This is a genomic window from Novosphingobium aquimarinum (assembly GCF_009746585.1).
Taxonomy (GTDB): domain Bacteria; phylum Pseudomonadota; class Alphaproteobacteria; order Sphingomonadales; family Sphingomonadaceae; genus Novosphingobium; species Novosphingobium aquimarinum.
Window position 1 is genome coordinate 220,692 of the sequence record NZ_WRPO01000004.1, and the last position, 16,798, is coordinate 237,489.

General features: G+C 65.5%; 18 protein-coding genes. 9 read left to right on the forward strand and 9 right to left on the reverse strand.

The window, feature by feature from the left end:
* Positions 1–82: 82 nt before the first annotated feature.
* From GQO94_RS06560 to pnp, 4 genes are all read left to right on the forward strand, one after another.
* Positions 83–769 carry a site-2 protease family protein gene (locus tag GQO94_RS06560; RefSeq protein WP_156840366.1) on the forward strand — a complete coding sequence of 229 codons (687 nt, stop codon included), beginning with the start codon at positions 83–85 and terminating at the stop codon, positions 767–769.
* On the forward strand, positions 769–1,803 hold the full coding sequence (gene truB, locus GQO94_RS06565; RefSeq protein ID WP_156840367.1) for a tRNA pseudouridine(55) synthase TruB: 1,035 nt from the start codon (positions 769–771) through the stop codon (positions 1,801–1,803). The genes GQO94_RS06560 and truB overlap by 1 nt, the downstream gene beginning before the upstream one ends.
* A gap of 4 nt (positions 1,804–1,807) precedes the next feature.
* Positions 1,808–2,077, forward strand: coding sequence for a 30S ribosomal protein S15 (gene rpsO / locus GQO94_RS06570; RefSeq protein WP_156840368.1), 270 nt, complete (start codon positions 1,808–1,810; stop codon positions 2,075–2,077).
* 253 nt (positions 2,078–2,330) lie between these two features.
* Positions 2,331–4,646 carry a polyribonucleotide nucleotidyltransferase gene (gene pnp, locus GQO94_RS06575; protein ID WP_156840369.1) on the forward strand — a complete coding sequence of 772 codons (2,316 nt, stop codon included), beginning with the start codon at positions 2,331–2,333 and terminating at the stop codon, positions 4,644–4,646.
* Positions 4,647–4,855: 209 nt separating this feature from the next.
* Here pnp and rbfA read toward each other — a convergent pair whose 3' ends face one another.
* From rbfA to pspF, 9 genes are all read right to left on the reverse strand, one after another.
* On the reverse strand, positions 4,856–5,278 hold the full coding sequence (rbfA, locus tag GQO94_RS06580) for a 30S ribosome-binding factor RbfA (protein ID WP_156840370.1): 423 nt from the start codon (positions 5,276–5,278) through the stop codon (positions 4,856–4,858).
* Positions 5,279–5,911: 633 nt separating this feature from the next.
* Positions 5,912–6,451, reverse strand: a complete 540-nt coding sequence (locus GQO94_RS06585) for a DUF1697 domain-containing protein (RefSeq protein ID WP_156840371.1) — start codon at positions 6,449–6,451, stop codon at positions 5,912–5,914.
* The gene (locus GQO94_RS06590; RefSeq protein ID WP_156840372.1) at positions 6,448–6,897 is read right to left on the reverse strand and encodes a hypothetical protein; all 450 of its coding nucleotides are present in this window, start codon (positions 6,895–6,897) and stop codon (positions 6,448–6,450) included. Before GQO94_RS06590 ends, GQO94_RS06585 begins: the two co-directional genes overlap by 4 nt.
* Positions 6,898–6,957: 60 nt before the next feature.
* Positions 6,958–9,585 carry a translation initiation factor IF-2 gene (gene infB, locus GQO94_RS06595; RefSeq protein WP_156840373.1) on the reverse strand — a complete coding sequence of 876 codons (2,628 nt, stop codon included), beginning with the start codon at positions 9,583–9,585 and terminating at the stop codon, positions 6,958–6,960.
* 22 nt (positions 9,586–9,607) lie between these two features.
* Positions 9,608–10,321 carry a DUF448 domain-containing protein gene (locus tag GQO94_RS06600; RefSeq protein WP_156840374.1) on the reverse strand — a complete coding sequence of 238 codons (714 nt, stop codon included), beginning with the start codon at positions 10,319–10,321 and terminating at the stop codon, positions 9,608–9,610.
* Entirely contained in the window at positions 10,302–11,978 is a 1,677-nt protein-coding gene (nusA, locus tag GQO94_RS06605; protein WP_156840375.1) for a transcription termination factor NusA, read from the reverse strand. The genes GQO94_RS06600 and nusA overlap by 20 nt, the downstream gene beginning before the upstream one ends.
* A gap of 4 nt (positions 11,979–11,982) precedes the next feature.
* Positions 11,983–12,543 (reverse strand): ribosome maturation protein RimP, encoded by a 561-nt coding sequence (gene rimP / locus GQO94_RS06610; protein ID WP_156840376.1) that lies wholly within the window; start codon positions 12,541–12,543, stop codon positions 11,983–11,985.
* A gap of 174 nt (positions 12,544–12,717) precedes the next feature.
* Positions 12,718–13,119 (reverse strand): hypothetical protein, encoded by a 402-nt coding sequence (locus tag GQO94_RS06615; protein WP_156840377.1) that lies wholly within the window; start codon positions 13,117–13,119, stop codon positions 12,718–12,720.
* A 94-nt stretch (positions 13,120–13,213) separates the two neighbouring features.
* Positions 13,214–14,257 (reverse strand): phage shock protein operon transcriptional activator, encoded by a 1,044-nt coding sequence (gene pspF, locus GQO94_RS06620; RefSeq protein WP_156840378.1) that lies wholly within the window; start codon positions 14,255–14,257, stop codon positions 13,214–13,216.
* 168 nt (positions 14,258–14,425) lie between these two features.
* Between pspF and GQO94_RS06625 the strand changes: the two genes are divergently transcribed.
* The 5 genes from GQO94_RS06625 to GQO94_RS06645 all read left to right on the forward strand — a co-directional run bounded on the left by GQO94_RS06625 (position 14,426) and on the right by GQO94_RS06645 (position 16,792).
* Positions 14,426–14,623 (forward strand): hypothetical protein, encoded by a 198-nt coding sequence (locus tag GQO94_RS06625; RefSeq protein WP_156840379.1) that lies wholly within the window; start codon positions 14,426–14,428, stop codon positions 14,621–14,623.
* A complete protein-coding gene (pspA, locus tag GQO94_RS06630) occupies positions 14,620–15,594 on the forward strand; it encodes a phage shock protein PspA (RefSeq protein WP_408636597.1) in 975 nt (324 codons plus the stop codon). Before GQO94_RS06625 ends, pspA begins: the two co-directional genes overlap by 4 nt.
* Positions 15,595–15,737: 143 nt before the next feature.
* Positions 15,738–16,127, forward strand: coding sequence for a PspC domain-containing protein (locus GQO94_RS06635; RefSeq protein ID WP_156840380.1), 390 nt, complete (start codon positions 15,738–15,740; stop codon positions 16,125–16,127).
* Between the two features lie 45 nt (positions 16,128–16,172).
* The gene (locus GQO94_RS06640) at positions 16,173–16,460 is read left to right on the forward strand and encodes a hypothetical protein (RefSeq protein WP_156840381.1); all 288 of its coding nucleotides are present in this window, start codon (positions 16,173–16,175) and stop codon (positions 16,458–16,460) included.
* A gap of 11 nt (positions 16,461–16,471) precedes the next feature.
* Complete coding sequence (locus GQO94_RS06645; RefSeq protein ID WP_232332805.1) at positions 16,472–16,792, forward strand: hypothetical protein; 321 nt, start codon at positions 16,472–16,474, stop codon at positions 16,790–16,792.
* Positions 16,793–16,798: the final 6 nt, after the last annotated feature.

Consider the following 16,798-nt stretch of genomic DNA (forward strand, 5'->3'; position numbering starts at 1 on the left):
CCTTCCAAACAATCCACATCCATCGAAGCCCCGCCATCCCCACCGCTGGCGCCCTGTCCCGCGCCGCCCTATCTAGCGCCGCATGACCGAAACCGTGCTGCTGGCGCTCATCCTCATTCCCTGCCTCGTCATTGCGATCGTGTTCCACGAGGTGGCGCATGGTTGGGTGGCGAACATGCTGGGCGATCCGACCGCGAAGGAGCAGCGTCGGCTGAGCCTCAATCCGCTGCGGCATGTCGACCCGGTGGGCACGGTAATCCTGCCCGGCGTCCTCGCGCTGACCGGGGCGCCGGTGTTCGGCTGGGCCAAGCCGGTTCCGGTGGTCCAGCGACGGCTCAACAATCCGCGGCTGGGGATGATGGCGGTGGCCGTGGCGGGGCCCGGCACCAACCTGATCCTCGCGACGATCGGCGCGGTGCTGTTCGGGCTGTTCCTCGGCACGCTGACCGCGCCGCCGACGGGGCTGGGCGAGATCGCCTTCATGGCGTTCAACTACTTCATCGTCATCAACCTGTTCCTGGCGCTGTTCAATCTGCTGCCGATCCCGCCGTTCGACGGCTCGCACATCGTCGAGGGCCTGCTGCCGCCGCATCTTGCCCGCTCTTACGCCAAGCTGCGGCCGTTCGGCTTCCCGCTGCTGTTCGTGCTGCTGCTGGTGATCCCGTATCTGTTCCCCAGCCTCGGCATCGTCGAGAACGTGGTGGTCCCGCCGGTCGAGTGGGCGCGCGAGAAGTTCATGGCACTCGCGCTGTTCGTGGCGGGCGGCTGATGCCCGATGGCTGGGTGATCCTCGACAAGCCGCTGGGCCTCGGCTCGACGCAGGCGGTCGCGGCGGTGAAGCGCAACTTGCGCGAGGCGGGGTACGGCAAAAAGGTGAAAGTCGGCCACGGCGGCACGCTCGATCCGCTAGCGAGCGGGGTGCTGCCGATCGCGATCGGCGAAGCGACCAAGCTCGCGGGGCGCATGCTCGATGCCAGCAAGATCTATGCGTTCACGGTGCGCTTCGGCGAGGAGACCGACACGCTCGACGCCGAAGGCACGGTGATCGCCACTAGCGAGCATTTGCCGACCATGGCGGACATCGAAGCGGTGCTGCCGCGCTTCACCGGCGCGATCGAGCAAGTGCCGCCGGCGTATTCGGCGCTGAAAGTCGACGGCCAGCGGGCCTATGACCTGGCGCGGGCGGGCGAGACGGTGGAACTGAAGACGCGGGCGGTGACGGTTTACGAGTTTACCGTTCAGCATCCGCGCGAAGGCGGAGATGAGATCCTCCCCGACACGGGGAGGGGAACCACGCGTAGCGTGGTGGAGGGGCGCGCCCAGCAAGCGCAGAACACGCCCGACCTGCCCCTCCACCAGCCTGCGGCTGGTCCCCCTCCCCCGGTGGGGGAGGTTTCCCTCCTGGCAAATGTGAGCAAGGGTACCTATATACGCAGTCTGGCGCGCGACATTGCGCATGCGCTTGGCACCTGCGGCACGGTTACCATGCTACGCCGCCTCAAGGCCGGGCCGTTCGATCTCTCCCAGGCGATTTCGCTGGACAAATTGAACGAAACCGGTAAGGGCGCGCCACTTGAACACATACTCTTGCCGCTGGAGGCGGGGCTGGACGACATCCCGGCCCTTGATCTTGATCCGGAGCAGGCAAGGGCGGTCCGACAGGGCCGCGTTCTGACCGGGCTGCCCCTGACAGACGGGCTTTACTGGGCACGATACGGTCGAAATCCGGTCGCGCTGGTGGAAGTTTCGGGCGAAGACGCCCGCGTCTCCCGGGGGTTCAACTTACCCGATGTCGCGGAGTGATAGTATGTCGGTTACCGCCGAGAAGAAGCAGGAAATCATCAAGGACAACGCCCGTGGCAACACGGACACCGGGTCCCCCGAAGTGCAGGTCGCGATCCTCACCGAGCGTATCGTGAACCTCACCGAGCACTTCAAATCGCACCACAAGGACAATCACTCGCGTCGCGGCCTGTTGCAGATGGTCAACAAGCGCCGCTCGCTGCTCGACTACCTCAAGAAGAAGGACGTCGAGCGCTACAACGCCCTGATCCAGAAGCTGGGTCTGCGTAAGTGACGTGAAGCTTCGGCCCGCCCTCGGCGGGCCGTTTCGCATTCACGTCATCCCCGCGAAGGCGGGGATCCAGGCGCCACGAACCGACGCCTGATGAAAGCGATCCCAGCTTTCGCTGGGATGACGAAACAGGAATGGCCCCGCAATTCGGCAGGGTCGTCTTGGGGCCACGACAGGCCCCACACCGGACCGGGACGGTACACCCGGCAGTAAAAACCCGAGGGCAATAGGGCTCGCGGGCTGAGGAAAAAACTACATGTTCGACGTTAAAACCGTATCGATGGAGTGGGGCGGAAAGACCCTCACTCTCGAGACCGGCCGCATTGCCCGTCAAGCCGACGGCGCCGTGCTGGCCACCTATGGCGAGACCGTGGTGCTGTGCGCCGTGACTGCCGCCAAGTCGGTGAAGGAAGGCCAGGACTTCTTCCCGCTGACCGTTCACTACCAGGAGAAGTTCTCCTCGGCCGGCCGCATCCCCGGCGGCTTCTTCAAGCGCGAACGCGGCGCGACCGAGAAGGAGACGCTCACCAGCCGTCTCATCGACCGCCCTGTGCGCCCCCTCTTCCCCGAGGGCTTCTACAACGAGATCAACTGCATCGCGCAGGTCCTGTCGTATGACGGCGAGACCGAGCCCGATGTCGTGGCGATGATCGCGGCGTCTGCCGCGCTCACCATTTCGGGCGTGCCGTTCATGGGCCCGATCGGCGCGTGCCGCGTCGGCTTCGTCGATGGCGAATACGTGCTGAACCCGAAGCAGGACGCTGCCCTCTCCGACGGCCGCCTCGACCTCATCGTCGCCGCCACCGGCGATGCGGTGATGATGGTCGAATCCGAAGCCAAGGAGCTGACCGAGGAAGAAATGCTCGGCGCCGTCATGTTCGCGCATGACGAGTGCAAGCAGGTCGTCGATCTCATCATCGACCTGGCCGAAAAGGCCGCCAAGGAGCCTTGGGAAATCGACGTGTCGGACAACACCGCCGACATCAAGACGAAGCTCAAGGACGCCGTCGGCAAGGACGTCGCGGCGGCCTACAAGCTGACCGACAAGTCAGAGCGTTCCAACGCGCTCAACGCGGCGCGCGCCAAGGCCAAGGAAGCCTTCGCGGACGAAACCCCGCAGACCCAGATGGTCGCGATCAAGACCATGAAGAAGGTCGAGGCCGAGATCGTGCGCGGTGCCATCCTCAAGGACGGCCAGCGCATCGACGGTCGCAAGCTCGATCAGGTCCGCCCGATCGAGAGCATGGTCGGCTTCCTGCCCCGTACCCACGGCTCGGCGCTGTTCACCCGCGGCGAGACGCAGACGATCTGCACCACCACGCTGGGCACCAAGGACAGCGAGCAGATGATCGACGGCCTCGAAGGCCTGTCGTACTCCTCGTTCATGCTGCACTACAACTTCCCGCCCTACTCGGTCGGCGAAGTGGGCCGCTTCGGCGCGCCGGGCCGCCGCGAAGTGGGCCATGGCAAGCTGGCATGGCGCGCGCTGCACCCGGTGCTGCCCGCCAAGGAAGACTTCCCCTACACCATTCGCGTGCTTTCGGACGTGACCGAATCCAACGGCTCGTCTTCAATGGCGACGGTGTGCGGTGGCTGTCTGTCGATGATGGACGCGGGCGTTCCGATCGAGCGTCCGGTCTCGGGCATCGCCATGGGCCTGATCCTGGAAGGTGACGATTTCGCTGTGCTCTCCGACATCCTGGGCGACGAGGATCACCTCGGCGACATGGACTTCAAGGTCGCGGGCACCGAGAACGGCATCACCACGATGCAGATGGACATCAAGATCGCCGGTATCACCAAGGAGATCATGGGCAAGGCGCTCGAGCAGGCCAAGGCCGGCCGTGCGCACATCCTGGGTGAAATGACCAAGGCGCTGGGCTCCGCCCGCACCGAGCTTTCCGCTCACGCCCCGCGCATCGAGACGATCCAGATCGACAAGTCGAAGATCCGTGACGTCATCGGTACCGGCGGCAAGGTCATCCGCGAGATCGTCGCCGAAACCGGCGCCAAGGTCGACATCGACGACGAAGGGATCATCAAGATCTCCTCGTCCGACATCGACCAGATCGAAGCGGCCAAGAAGTGGATCCTGGGCATCGTCGAGGAGCCCGAGGTCGGCAAGATCTACGACGGCAAGGTCGTCAACATCGTCGATTTCGGTGCATTCGTGAACTTCATGGGTGGCAAGGACGGCCTCGTCCACGTCTCCGAAATGAAGAACGAGCGCGTCGAGAAGCCGACCGACGTCGTGTCGGAAGGCCAGGCGGTGAAGGTCAAGGTCCTCGAGATCGACAACCGCGGCAAGGTCCGCTTGTCGATGCGTGTGGTCGACCAGGAAACCGGCGAGGAACTCGAAGACACCCGCCCGCCGCGCGAACCGCGTGGCGATCGCGGTGATCGTGGCGGCGACCGTGGTGGTCGCGGCGGCGGCCGTGGCGGCGATCGCGGCGGACGCGGTGGTCGTGGCGGCGGTGGCGGTCGTGATCGCGGCCCGCGCGGCGATCGCGACGGCGGCGGCAACGGTGGCGGTGATCCCGACCACATGCCGGCATTCCTCAAGGAGGACTGATCCTCTCCGAGGGCTGTTTACGCCAACAAAAAGGGGCCGCGCAGGACAACCTGCGCGGCCCCTTTTTCATTGGGCGTTCGGAATTGCGGGGAGTCCTGGGCCACGACCCGGCGCATAACTCAGACGGCTGCCGAAGAGCCCCCGCACGCAGCAGCCGTCAGGAAGGAATCGGGGCGCGACTCAATCGCCCGAGAGCAAAACCGACGATATCAGTCGTCGGCGCCCTCACCCGCTTCGCCATCCGTGCCGAGATCGCGCTTGACGCGCGGGTCCGACAGCAGTCGCTCGATGCGGTCGGCTTCCTCGAAGCTGTCGTCGGTGCGGAACTTCAGCCGCGCGGCGAACTTGAGCCCGAGTCGCTTCGCCACTTCCCTCTGGAGGAAAGCGGTGTTCTGCTGCAGCGCCTTGAGCACTTCGGCCTCCTGGGCCCCAAGCAGCGGCTTCACGTAGACCGTCGCGACTCGCAGGTCGGGCGTCATGCGCACCTCGGTCACGGAGACGGAATGCGCGGACAGCGTATCGTCGTGCACTTGCTGTCGCGTGAGAATCTCGGACAGAACGTGGCGTACGCGCTCCCCGACCTTGAGCAAGCGAACGGACTGTTGTTCGGGTGTAAACTGCTGACGTGCCATGGCTCCCTCATTTGGCCGCGCCCTTGCGATTTGCAACACGCGATTGCCGATCGCGCGCTTTCAGCTGCGACAAATTATCACAGGTTCGCGCGACAAAAGGGGTAGACACCCCACTTTTTTATATGCATATCTTGCATAATAGTTCTGCAGAGAAAGGAACGGGACCAAGCTCCCCGAGAGCTTCGAAACAGGAACCGAATTTTTCGAATACCGGCGGGATGGGCAGGAGTTTCCCCCCTTGCTCCCGAGCCCGTCCCGCCGGAGACGTCGCGTGGGCCTGTGCCAGGGCCCGGCTGCCAAGCCAGAACAGATTAAAACTCCATGGCGGCTTTCCAACCAGTCTGTGACCCCTGACGACTGGCGGGACGCGACGTCCTTTTTTCTTCGAGATGGATCGGGAATCTTCGCACCCGATCCGGCGACATCGGTCCGTCCTCCGGCCCGGACGGCCCCATGGCGGACGCGTCTCCCCTGGATGCTTCCGCCATTCCGGACCGACCCGGACCGGTGTCGCCCCCCCACCATCTCGCTGGCCTGTGCGGGGCACACGAAATTTCCGCTCCGGCGGACGTACCTGGAGTGCCGGGCCGTATCCTTCTCGACACGGCCCGGTCGCTTCCCCGGCCGGGCGGATCAGCCTTCCAGTTTTTCGAGAATACGCTTGAGCGAGCGCATGTTGCGCGCCGTGCCGCGGCAGCCGAGGCGCTTGGCGATGAAGGGGCTGGTCAGCTTGCTGTTGCCCACACCATCGACAAAATCGATGTACAGCGCGCGTGAGCCCGACGCGAGCATCTCGTTGCCCCGACCCGCCTGATCGGCGATCAGTTGCGCGAATTGCGCCTCGCTCGGCTGCTGCTCGAGGAAATGGGTATGGACGAACTTGTCCTCGCCCTTGCCGTGAAACGGGTTGTCCTCGATTGCGGCGCGCACTTCGGCGGGCGTGCGCACCGCCGCCAAGCTGTCGATCCCGAACCGATCCCGCAGCAGATCCGAAATCTCCTGTCCGAGCGAGGCCTCGCCAGCGCGCGGATGCGCGAATACGACGTTGCCGCTGGCGACCACCGTCGTGACTTCGCTGAACCCCGCCTCCTCCATCGCGCCGCGCAGATCCGCCATCTTCAACTGATTGCCGCCGACGTTGATCGCGCTGAGAAAGGCGACGTGGCGGTTCATTGCGGCAGTGCCCGACCGCAGTATTTGGCGCTGACCATCGGATCGAGCCGCGCGAGTTCGGCATTGTAAAGGCTCACCCAGCGCTTCGCGGCGTCAGCGCAGTCCGCGCCGTGGGCTGGCTTGGCGAAGGGCCAGAGTCGATTGTCGGTATAAGGCCCGCCCGTGGCGCAGCCGGCGATGCCCGGCGCATGGGGCGCGGGCGCGGCCTGAAAGAAAGGCCGGTCCTCGCCGCGGTCGAGATCGCGCCGCGCGACTGCGACCGGATCTTCCCGCGCGACGTCACGAAGGCATTGGGCGTGGCTCTGCGCCGCCGCAAGATCGCGCGACCGGGCTTGCGACCACCATACCAGGCCCGCCGCCACCAGGACGACGAAGACGCCAATCGCGATCATCGCTGGAACGGTTCGGGACAGGCTGAGCATCGTGCCGGCGAGGATGCCACGCAAACGAAAGCGGCGGCAAGCCGAAGCCTGCCGCCGCTCGTGATTTTTCGTTGAAAGGCGACCTTAGCCGATCGTGCGCTCACGCTCGGAGACCTCGAACACCTCGAGCTGATCGCCCGCCTTGATGTCGTTGGTATCCGCCAGCACGACGCCGCATTCGAGACCCGTGCGCACTTCGTCGACATCGTCCTTGAAGCGACGCAGCGACGCGATCGTGGTTGCCGAGACAATGACGTCCTGGCGAGTGAGACGGGCATGCAGACCCTTGCGGATGACACCCTCGACCACCAGCAGACCGGCGGCCTTGTCCTTCTTGCCGGCCGGGAAGACCTGCTTGACCTCGGCGCGGCCGACGACGGTTTCCACTTTCTCGGGTCCCCAGATGCCCGACATCTGCCGCGCGATCTCTTCGGTGAGTTCGTAGATCACGTCGTAGTAGAGCATCTCGGTCTTGGTCTGCTCGATCTGCTGACGCGCCTTGGCATTGGGGCGCACGTTGAAGCCGACGATCGGCGCGCCGCTGGCCGAAGCCAGCGTCACGTCGGTTTCGGTGATCGCGCCGACGCCCGAATGCAGGATGCGGACCTTGATCTCGTCGTTCGACAGCGCATGGAGCGCGCTGTTGATCGCTTCGACCGAGCCCTGCACGTCGGCCTTGATGACCACCGGGTACTCGATGACGTTCTGCTTGTCCGCCAAGGCGGAGAACATCGTGTCGAGGCTGGCGGGCGCCATTGCGGTGCGCTTGGCCGTCGCCTGCTCCTGACGGTACTCGGAAACTTCGCGCGCGCGCTGGTCGTTCTCGACCACCGTGAGCACGTCGCCGGCCATCGGCACGCCGCCCAGGCCCAGGACTTCGACCGGCGTCGCCGGCCCGGCTTCCTTGACCTGACGCCCCTTGTCGTCGTTCATCGCCCGCACACGGCCGCTCTCGGTGCCGACGACGAAGATGTCGCCGCGCTTGAGCGTGCCGCGCGTGACCAGCACGGTCGCGACCGGGCCCTTGCCCTTGTCGAGCTTGGCTTCGATCACGGTGGCGTCGGCATCGCGATCCGGATTGGCCTTCAGTTCGAGGAATTCGGCCTGGAGCAGGATCTTCTCGACCAGTTCGTCGAGGCCCTTTCCGGTCTTGGCCGAAACCTCGACGTCCTGCACATCGCCTGACATTTCCTCGACGATGACCTCGTGCTCGAGCAGACGCTCACGCACTTTCTTGGGATTGGCGTCTTCCTTGTCGCACTTGTTGATTGCCACGATCATCGGCACGCCGGCGGCCTTGGTGTGATTGATGGCCTCGATCGTCTGCGGCATGATGCCGTCGTCGGCCGCGACCACCAGCACGACGATGTCGGTCACGTTGGCGCCACGCATGCGCATCGCGGTGAAGGCGGCGTGACCCGGCGTATCGAGGAAGGTGACCATGTCGCCACCCTTCGTCTTGATCTGGTAGGCGCCCATGTGCTGGGTGATGCCGCCCGCTTCGCCGCGCACCACGTCGGTGCCGCGCAGCGCGTCGAGCAGGCTGGTCTTGCCGTGATCGACGTGGCCCATGATCGTGACCACAGGCGGACGCGGCTTGAGCGATTCATCAGGATCGACGTCTTCGGTATAATCGATGTCGATGTCGCTTTCGGAAACGCGGGTGATGTTGTGGCCGAATTCCTCGACCAGCAGCTCTGCCGTATCCTGGTCGATGGTCTGGTTGACGGTGACCATCATGCCAAGGTTGAACAGCGCCTTCACCAGGTCCGCGCCCTTTTCGGCCATGCGGTTGGCGAGTTCCTGAACCGTGATCGCCTCAGGCACGACGACGTCGCGCGTCTGCTTCTCACGCTGCTTCGACTGACCGCCGAAATGCGCACGACGCTCCTTCTCGCGGGCACGCTTGAGCGCGGCGAGCGAACGGGCGCGGGCGCCCTCGTCCTCGTTGAGCGCACGCGTGACAGTGAGCTTGCCGTCGCGACGACGGTCGCCCTTGCGCTCGGCCCGGTCCCCGCCACGTCCCGCAGCCGGCTTCTTGGCCTCGGCAGGCTTCTTGGCTGCAGGTGCTTCGGGCTTCTTGGGTTCGGGACGCGCGACGGGCGTGAAGCGACGCGGTGCGGGCGCTTCTTCCTCGACGGGTGCAGGCGCGGCGTCAGCTTCCGCGGACTCGGCAGCCGCCGGCGTAGCCTCGGCCTTGGCCTCGGCTTCGGGCGCACTGGGCGCTTCGGCGGCGGGTTCGGGCTCGCTGGCATTTGCGACATCGGCATTGGCCGAAGCTTCTTCGGCCTTGCGGTTTTCCTCGGCGCGGCGACGCTCTTCCTCGAGCGCCTGGGCCTTTTCCTCTTCCTCGCGGCGGCGGGCCTCTTCGGCGAGCCGCATCCGCTCGTCTTCGGCTTCGCGCTGCAAACGCGCGACGCGCTCTTGCGGCGTTTCACCCGCGGGGTTCGAAGGCTTGCGCGGCGCGGGCGCGGGGGCCGGCGCGGGCTTCTTCGCGACGGGCTCGGGCGCGGGGGTCGGGGCCTCGACCGGGGCCTTCGCCTCGGGCGCCTCGGTGCCGGGCTTGCCGAGCACCTTGCGGCGCTTCACTTCGACCACGACCTTGTTGGTGCGGCCATGGCTGAAGGTCTGCTTGACCTCACCCGCTTCCACCGAGCGCTTAAGCCCAAGCGGCTTGCGGCCCAGGGTCGGTTTGTTGTCGGTCTCGCTCATAAGTCTCGTTCAGCCCTTCACTTCAATTCGTCGTCGCGGCGGCGGCGGAAGCCGCACCGCTGGTGTCATCATCGGCGGCCGTCGCGGCGCGCCCCTGGTAGCGCAAGAGACGCCGTAGCGGCTGCGCAACTCTTCGAGCCGCGCCGCGATCGCTCAGCGCCAGATGGACGACGTTGTCGCGGCCCAATGCCACAGACAAAGCCGCCCGGTCCAGTGGCAAGACGCAGCCCGTCATGCCGCTCCCTTCAGCCTCCTCGCCCACGCGCCAGGCCTGGTCGAGCTTGCGCGAACCATCGCCACTGGCGTCCGCGGCGTGCCCGAGCCAGGCGACTCGGCCGGAGCGGGCTTGCTCGGCGATCCGGTCGGAGCCCAGGAGCAGATTGCCTGCCTTGAGTTCAAGTCCGAGGCGATCCGCCAATGCCCGTTGCAACGCGTCTTCGAGGCGCTGCGGCAGGTCTTCGGGAATGGTTATCGGCGCACCCTTGAACGCGCGCGCCAGCGCTCCCTTAAGTTTGCCCTTCGTCAGAGCAATTTCAAGGGCTTCGCGCGATACGCCGAGCCAGGCGCCCCGTCCGGGGGCGCGTGCGTTGACATCGGGAAGCACCATGCCCTCGGGCGAAATCGCGAGGCGCACCAGGTCATCGCGCGCAAGCGTCTCGCCGGAGAGAATGCAAGTCCGCTCCGCGCTGCTTCCAGTACTGTCGGACGCTACACGTTCATTGCGAGGATTCCGCATCGGCGGCCTCCTCGGTTTCGGGTGCGACGGTCTCGGCCGTGCTGTCCGGTGTTTCGTCCGTGGCCTCGCCCGCGTCCGATTCGTCATCGAACCAGTGCGCGCGGGCAGCCATGATGATTTCGTTGCCCTGTTCCTCGGTCAGGCCGTACTCGCCGAGCACGCCTCCCTTGTCCTCGTCGCGCAGACGGCGCGTGACAGTGCCGTCGCGGCGGCGCTGTTCGGTGCGCTTCTTGGCGATCAGTTCGTCGGTGGCGAGGTCGGCGACATCGTCGAGCGTCTTGATCCCGCCCTTGCCGAGCGTGACCAGCATGGCTTCGGTCAGGTGCGGCAAGTCGGCGATGGCGTCCTCGACGCCGAGCTCGCGGCGCTGCTGGCGGCAGGCCTCTTCGCGGCGATCCAGCGCTTCGATGGCGCGGCTCTGCAGTTCTTCGGCGAGTTCCTCGTCGAAGCCCTCGATCGCGGCCAGCTCGGCCATGTCGACGTAGGCGACTTCTTCCAGTTCGGTGAAGCCTTCGGCCACGAGCAGCTGCGACAGCGTCTCGTCGACGTCGAGCTCTTCCTCGAACATCTTGGAGCGTTCCTGGAACTCGCGCTGGCGCTTCTCGCTCGATTCCTGCTCGGTCATGATGTCGATCTGCGAGCCGGTGAGCTGGCTGGCGAGACGCACGTTCTGACCGCGGCGACCGATCGCGAGGCTGAGCTGATCGTCGGGCACGACGACCTCGATGCGGCTTTCTTCCTCGTCGATGACGACGCGGCTGACCGTCGCAGGTTGGAGGCCGTTCACCACGAACGTCGCGGTGTCCTCGCTCCAGGGGATGATGTCGATCTTTTCGCCCTGCAGTTCCTGCACGACGGCCTGCACGCGGCTGCCCTTCATGCCGACGCAAGCGCCGACCGGGTCGATCGAGTTGTCGTGGCTGATGACACCGATCTTGGCGCGCGAGCCGGGATCGCGGGCCGCGGCCTTGATCTCGATCACGCCGTCGTAGATCTCGGGCACTTCCTGCGCGAACAGCTTCTTCATGAATTCGGGATGCGCGCGGCTGAGGAAGATCTGCGGACCACGGTTCTGGCGCTCGACCTTCATCACATAGGCGCGCACACGCTCGCCGACGCGGGCGGCTTCGCGCGGGATCTGCTGATCGCGGCGGATCACGCCCTCGGCGCGGCCGAGGTTGACGATGACGTGGCCGAATTCGACCGACTTGATCGTACCGACGACGATCTCGCCCGCGCGATCCTTGAATTCTTCGTACTGGCGTTCACGCTCGGCATCGCGGACCTTCTGGAAGATCACCTGCTTGGCCGACTGCGCGTCGATGCGGCCGAGATCGACCGGCGGCAGCGGATCGACGATGAAGTCGCCCAGCGCGGCGCCCGGCTGCAGCTTTTCGGCCTGCTTGAGATCGACCTGCTTGAAGTAGTCCTCGACTTCCTCGACCACTTCGACGACGCGCCACAAGCGCAAGTCGCCGGTGCGCGGATCGAGCTTGGCGCGGATGTCGTTCTCGGCACCGTAACGGTTGCGCGCCGACTTCTGGATCGCTTCTTCCATCGCCTCGATGACGATCGACTTGTCGATCATCTTCTCGGTGGCGACCGAGTTCGCAATCGCAAGCAGCTCGGCGCGGTTGGCTGAAATCGCACTGGCCATCGGTTCAGTCTTCCTGTTCTTCTAGGACGTCTTCGGCGCCCGTCATGTCAATCGGCTTGGTCGCGGCGATCAGCCGGTCCGTGAGGACGAGGCTGGCCGAGTGGACTTCGGCAAGCGGGAACGTGACGCGTCCCGACTTGCGGTCGTCGAAAAGGATCGTGTCTCCCTCGATCCCGGCCAGATCACCGCGCAACTGCTTGCGGTTGCCTTCGACCGGTTCGACGAGATTGATCTTGGCTTCGTGCCCGACCCAATCGGCGAAGTCCTTTGCGCGCGTCAGCGGACGGTCGATCCCCGGCGAGGAGACCTCGAGCCGATACGCGCCATTGATCAGCGTCTCGCCCGCTTCCTCGAGCGCGTCGATGCGATCGGAAACGCGGTGCGAAAGTTCGATGCAATCGTCGATCAGCAGCTGGCCGGTCTCGGGCCGCTCGGCCATGATCTGCAAGGCACGCTCGTCATCGCCCGCCTCGCTCTTGCCGAACAGTTTCACGCGCACAAGCTCGAACCCGAGGGCTTTCGCCTCCGGCTCAATGACTTCTACGAGTCGCGCGATATCGACCAATGACTGCTCCAACCTAAATCCTGCACGCCAATGATGCGGCAAGCGGTTCGGGGCCGGCCCCGAGAGGCGCCAGCACCTGACGTTGCAGCAACAATGTCGGGATGGCGGATAGATAGTCCCGCCTGCGTCAAAACGCAAGCGCATTGCCGTGGCTCGATCCGGCGACCGCCCGAATCAGTGCGTCGCAGCCGTCTCGCCTGCAGGGGCCAGCCGGCCTTGCTCCCGGGCCATCATCGTAAACAGACGGCGGACGCGCTTGCGGCCCTCCGCGCTCAATTCCAGAATCACGGCGTGTCCGCTCGCATCGGGAACCACCACCACCAGCCCCGCGATTACCAGGGGATCGAGCGATTCCAGCACGGCGCCCTCGATCGGGATCATCGGCATGACCGGATCGGCGGGTTCGAGACCGGCGAGAAAGGCGTCGACCATCAGATCCCACGCCTTGCCTTCGACTTCGACGCCAAGAATCTTCGCACGCTTCTCGGCCGTACGACGCGCCGCCGCCGCGGATTCGTAGACTTGCCGGTCCCGCGGACGCGGCTCCGGGCTGGCATCAGGCATGTCGTTGCTCATTCGCGCTTCTTCCGAGCCGCGAACTTTCCACGATTCGCGGCTTGGCGCAACGCATCCACGGAGCGCATGCCCCGCATAAAACCGCCGCGCCGGGTCAGAGCGCCGGCGCTTGCGTCAACTTGTGTTTCTTGAGGCAGTGGCGCAACTGATCGTAGGTCAGGCCAAGCGCTTGCGCTGCTCGCCGTTGGTTCCAGCGATGATGCTCCAGCGCGGTCTCGAGCAGGCCGCGCTCATACGCTTCGACTGCCGCGCGCAAGTCGTCGACCAGCGGCGGCTCGCTCTTGGCGGCAGGCGGATCCTGCGGGGCAGCGGGTACGGGCTGGTGCTCTTGGGCAGTTTCGGCCTTGGCTTCGGGTTCGGGCGACCAGGGGCTCGCGAAGGGATCGAAGACGATCGCGGCGATCGGCCGCGAAGGATCGTCCCAGCGGTACGTCGCGCGCTCGACCACATTGCGCAACTCGCGCACATTGCCCGGCCAATCGTAAGTCTCCATCGCTTCGATCGCGCCTTGGGTGAAGCCGGGCCATTCGTCCCAGCCGAGCTCCGACGCCATGCGCCGGCCGTAATAATCGGCGAGCTCGGGAATATCGCCATCGCGGGCGCGCAGCGGCGGCAGCGTGATCACTTCGAAGCTGAGGCGATCGAGCAAGTCGGCGCGGAACCGCCCCTCCTCCACCATCGCGGGCAGACTGGCGTTGGTGGCACCGACGATGCGCACGTCGACCGAGATCGGCCGCGACGCCCCGATCCTCGTGACTTCGCCATATTCGACCGCGCGCAGCAGGCGCTCCTGCGCCGCCATCGAAAGGGTGCCGAGTTCGTCGAGGAACAGCGTGCCCCGGTCGGCCTCCTCGAAACGTCCGGCACGGGCCCGCGTCGCGCCAGTGAACGCGCCGGCCTCGTGACCGAACAGTTCCGCCTCGATCAGCGTTTCGGGCAGCGCCGCGCAATTGACCGTTACCAGCGGCTCGCCCCAACGCGCGGACAGACTGTGGAGCCGCTGGGCGATCAGTTCCTTGCCGGTGCCGCGCTCGCCGATCACCAGCACCGAGCGCGGCATCGGCGCGGCGCGACTGGCACGCTCGACCGCATCGAGGAAGGCGCTGGACTGGCCGATGAAATGCGTGTCGCGGTCCATATCCCAACAGTTAGGATATTTCACCAACTATTGGCAAGGCGCTATATGATGGTCCATCTCAGCTACCTTGCAATACTCAAGGAATCCGGGCTTTTTCCGATTTGGCACGGCGCTTGCGAAGCATGGGACACGAAGCGAATACAACCAAGAGGCAAGGGAATACACGTCATGGCCACTCGCAAGGATAGCATGCTCAGGACCAGCGGACTGCTCAGGACCAGCGGACTGCTCAGGACCAAGCTCGACTGCGCGATCTTCGCGAGCCTGCTGGCAATGGGTGGCCTGAACCTCTTGGTCATGTCCGACCAGCTCGGCGCCCCGAAGGCCTATGCGGCCACGCCGTGCGACAAGGTGCAGCTGGCGTGAGCCGGCTCGCCGCGGAAATCGAAGCCGTTCGGGGGCGGGCCGCTTACGCCCCGCCGCCCCGACTGCTCGCATCGGCGGGCGACACTGCCGCCCGCACTCATGAGCCCCGTGCCGACGAGCTCCGTGCTGACGAGCCCCGTACTGACACTGGCGCGAAGTCCCATTATGCCGGAGCGGCATGGATGGGCTCCGGCGCCTCATACCCCCGCCATGGCGGCCCCGCCCACAACAAAGGAACAACCAGGATGGGTATCTTCTCCCGCACTCGCGACATCATCGCCGCGAACTTCAACGACATGCTCGAGAAGGCCGAAGACCCGGCCAAGATGATCCGCCTGATCATTCTCGAAATGGAAGAGACGCTGGTCGAAGTGCGCACCAGCAGCGCGCGCACGATCGCCGATCAGAAGGAAATGCGCCGCCACGTCACGCGTCTGAAGACGCTGCAGGCGGACTGGGAAGACAAGGCCGAGCTCGCGCTCAGCAAGGACCGCGAGGATCTCGCCCGCGCCGCCCTGCTCGAGAAGAAGAAGGCCGGCGACATGGCCGACCAGCTCAGCGAGGAGATCGCGGTGCTCGACGATGCGCTGCGCGCTTACGAGCAGGACATCGAGAAGCTGCAGAGCCGCCTGCGCGAAGCCCGCGCGCGTCAGAACTCGATCGCCGCCCGTCTGCAGAGCGCGGAAAACCGCGTCAAGCTGCGCACCGTGCTCTCGAGCGAGCGAGTCGAGGACGCGATGATCCGCTTCGATCAGCTCGAGCGCCGCGTCGATTATGCCGAAGGCCGCGCCGAAGCGATGAGCATGGGCGACGACAGCCGCCAGCCGTCCCTTTCGGACGAGATCGCAGCGCTTGCCGCGGGCGACCGGATCGATGCCGATCTCGCCAGCCTCAAGCGCCGGATGGCGGGCAAATCGGAAGCGCCGAAAGCGCCCGAGAGCAACGAGACCCCCAAGCCGGCGGCCGACTAGTGCCGCTGCCGGCCACCGCGCATCACCCCCGTGCGCGGCGGGCCGGAATGGGATATATCGGGGGAGGGAATGCGCCTCGCAGTGCGCAAGAGGGCCAGCGACGCAGTTCGCGGCGCCAGGTCAAAGAGGGAAGGAAACACAACGTGTCACGCGGACAATTCTATCTCGACAAGAGCAACGCCAAACTCGCCGGTGTGTGCTCGGGTATTGCCGACTACACCGGCGTCGATGCGGTCTGGGTGCGCGTGGCGGCGGTGTTGCTGACGATCTTCGTCTCGTTCATTACGATCCCGATCTATCTGGCAACCGCCGTGATCGCCGAACCCAAGCCCCATTACCTCTACTCGGATGCCGACGAGGAACGACTGCTGCGCCGCATGCGCCGCCGCAGCGGTTCGAAGCGGAGCCACTCGGACCGGGTCTATTCGGACCTCTCCGACCTCGACACCCGCGTGCGTAACGTCGAGCGCTACTATGCGACCGACAGCTCCAGCAGCTCGCGCCTCGCCGCCGAGATCGATAGCCTGCGCTGATCGCGGCCTGACCGACCTGACCTCTTTTCCGACACGAGACGTATCATGACCGACATCCTGGCACTCTGCATCCCCCTCGCCCCTTTCCTCATCGCCGCGCTCGCCGTCTGGACGCGCCACCAGCGCAGGATGGCGGAGATGGGCGTCACTGCGACTGCCGAAAAAGCCGCGCAGTACGCCGCCAACAACGCCGAGCTCGAAGAACGCATCCGCGTGCTGGAGCGCATCGTGACCGACGGCAGCTACGATGTCGCGCTGCAGATCGAGGCGCTCAAGGACCAGAAGCGCGTCGACGAGCTGAGCCAGTCGGTGCAGGACCGCAAGGTCAACTGAGGGAGGTTTCGATGGCTGACCTGACGACATTTGCCATGCTTGCACCGATGGCCGCAGGCTGCGCCGTCATCGCCGCGAGCTGGGTCTTCAACAACTGGCTGCGTATGCGGCACGGCTATCCGCTGGAAACCCAGACCGGCAAACCGATCTACCCCTCGACCGACAGGGAGGCCCAGGCCCGGATCGGACTCATCACACAGGAAAACGCCCAGCTGCGCGCCGAAATGAGCGCGATGCGCGAGCGGCTCGAGACGGTCGAACGCATCGTCACCGACCGCGGCTTCAGCGTCGCGCGCGAGATCGAGGCGCTGCGCTCTGAGCGCGCGAACTAGGAAGGA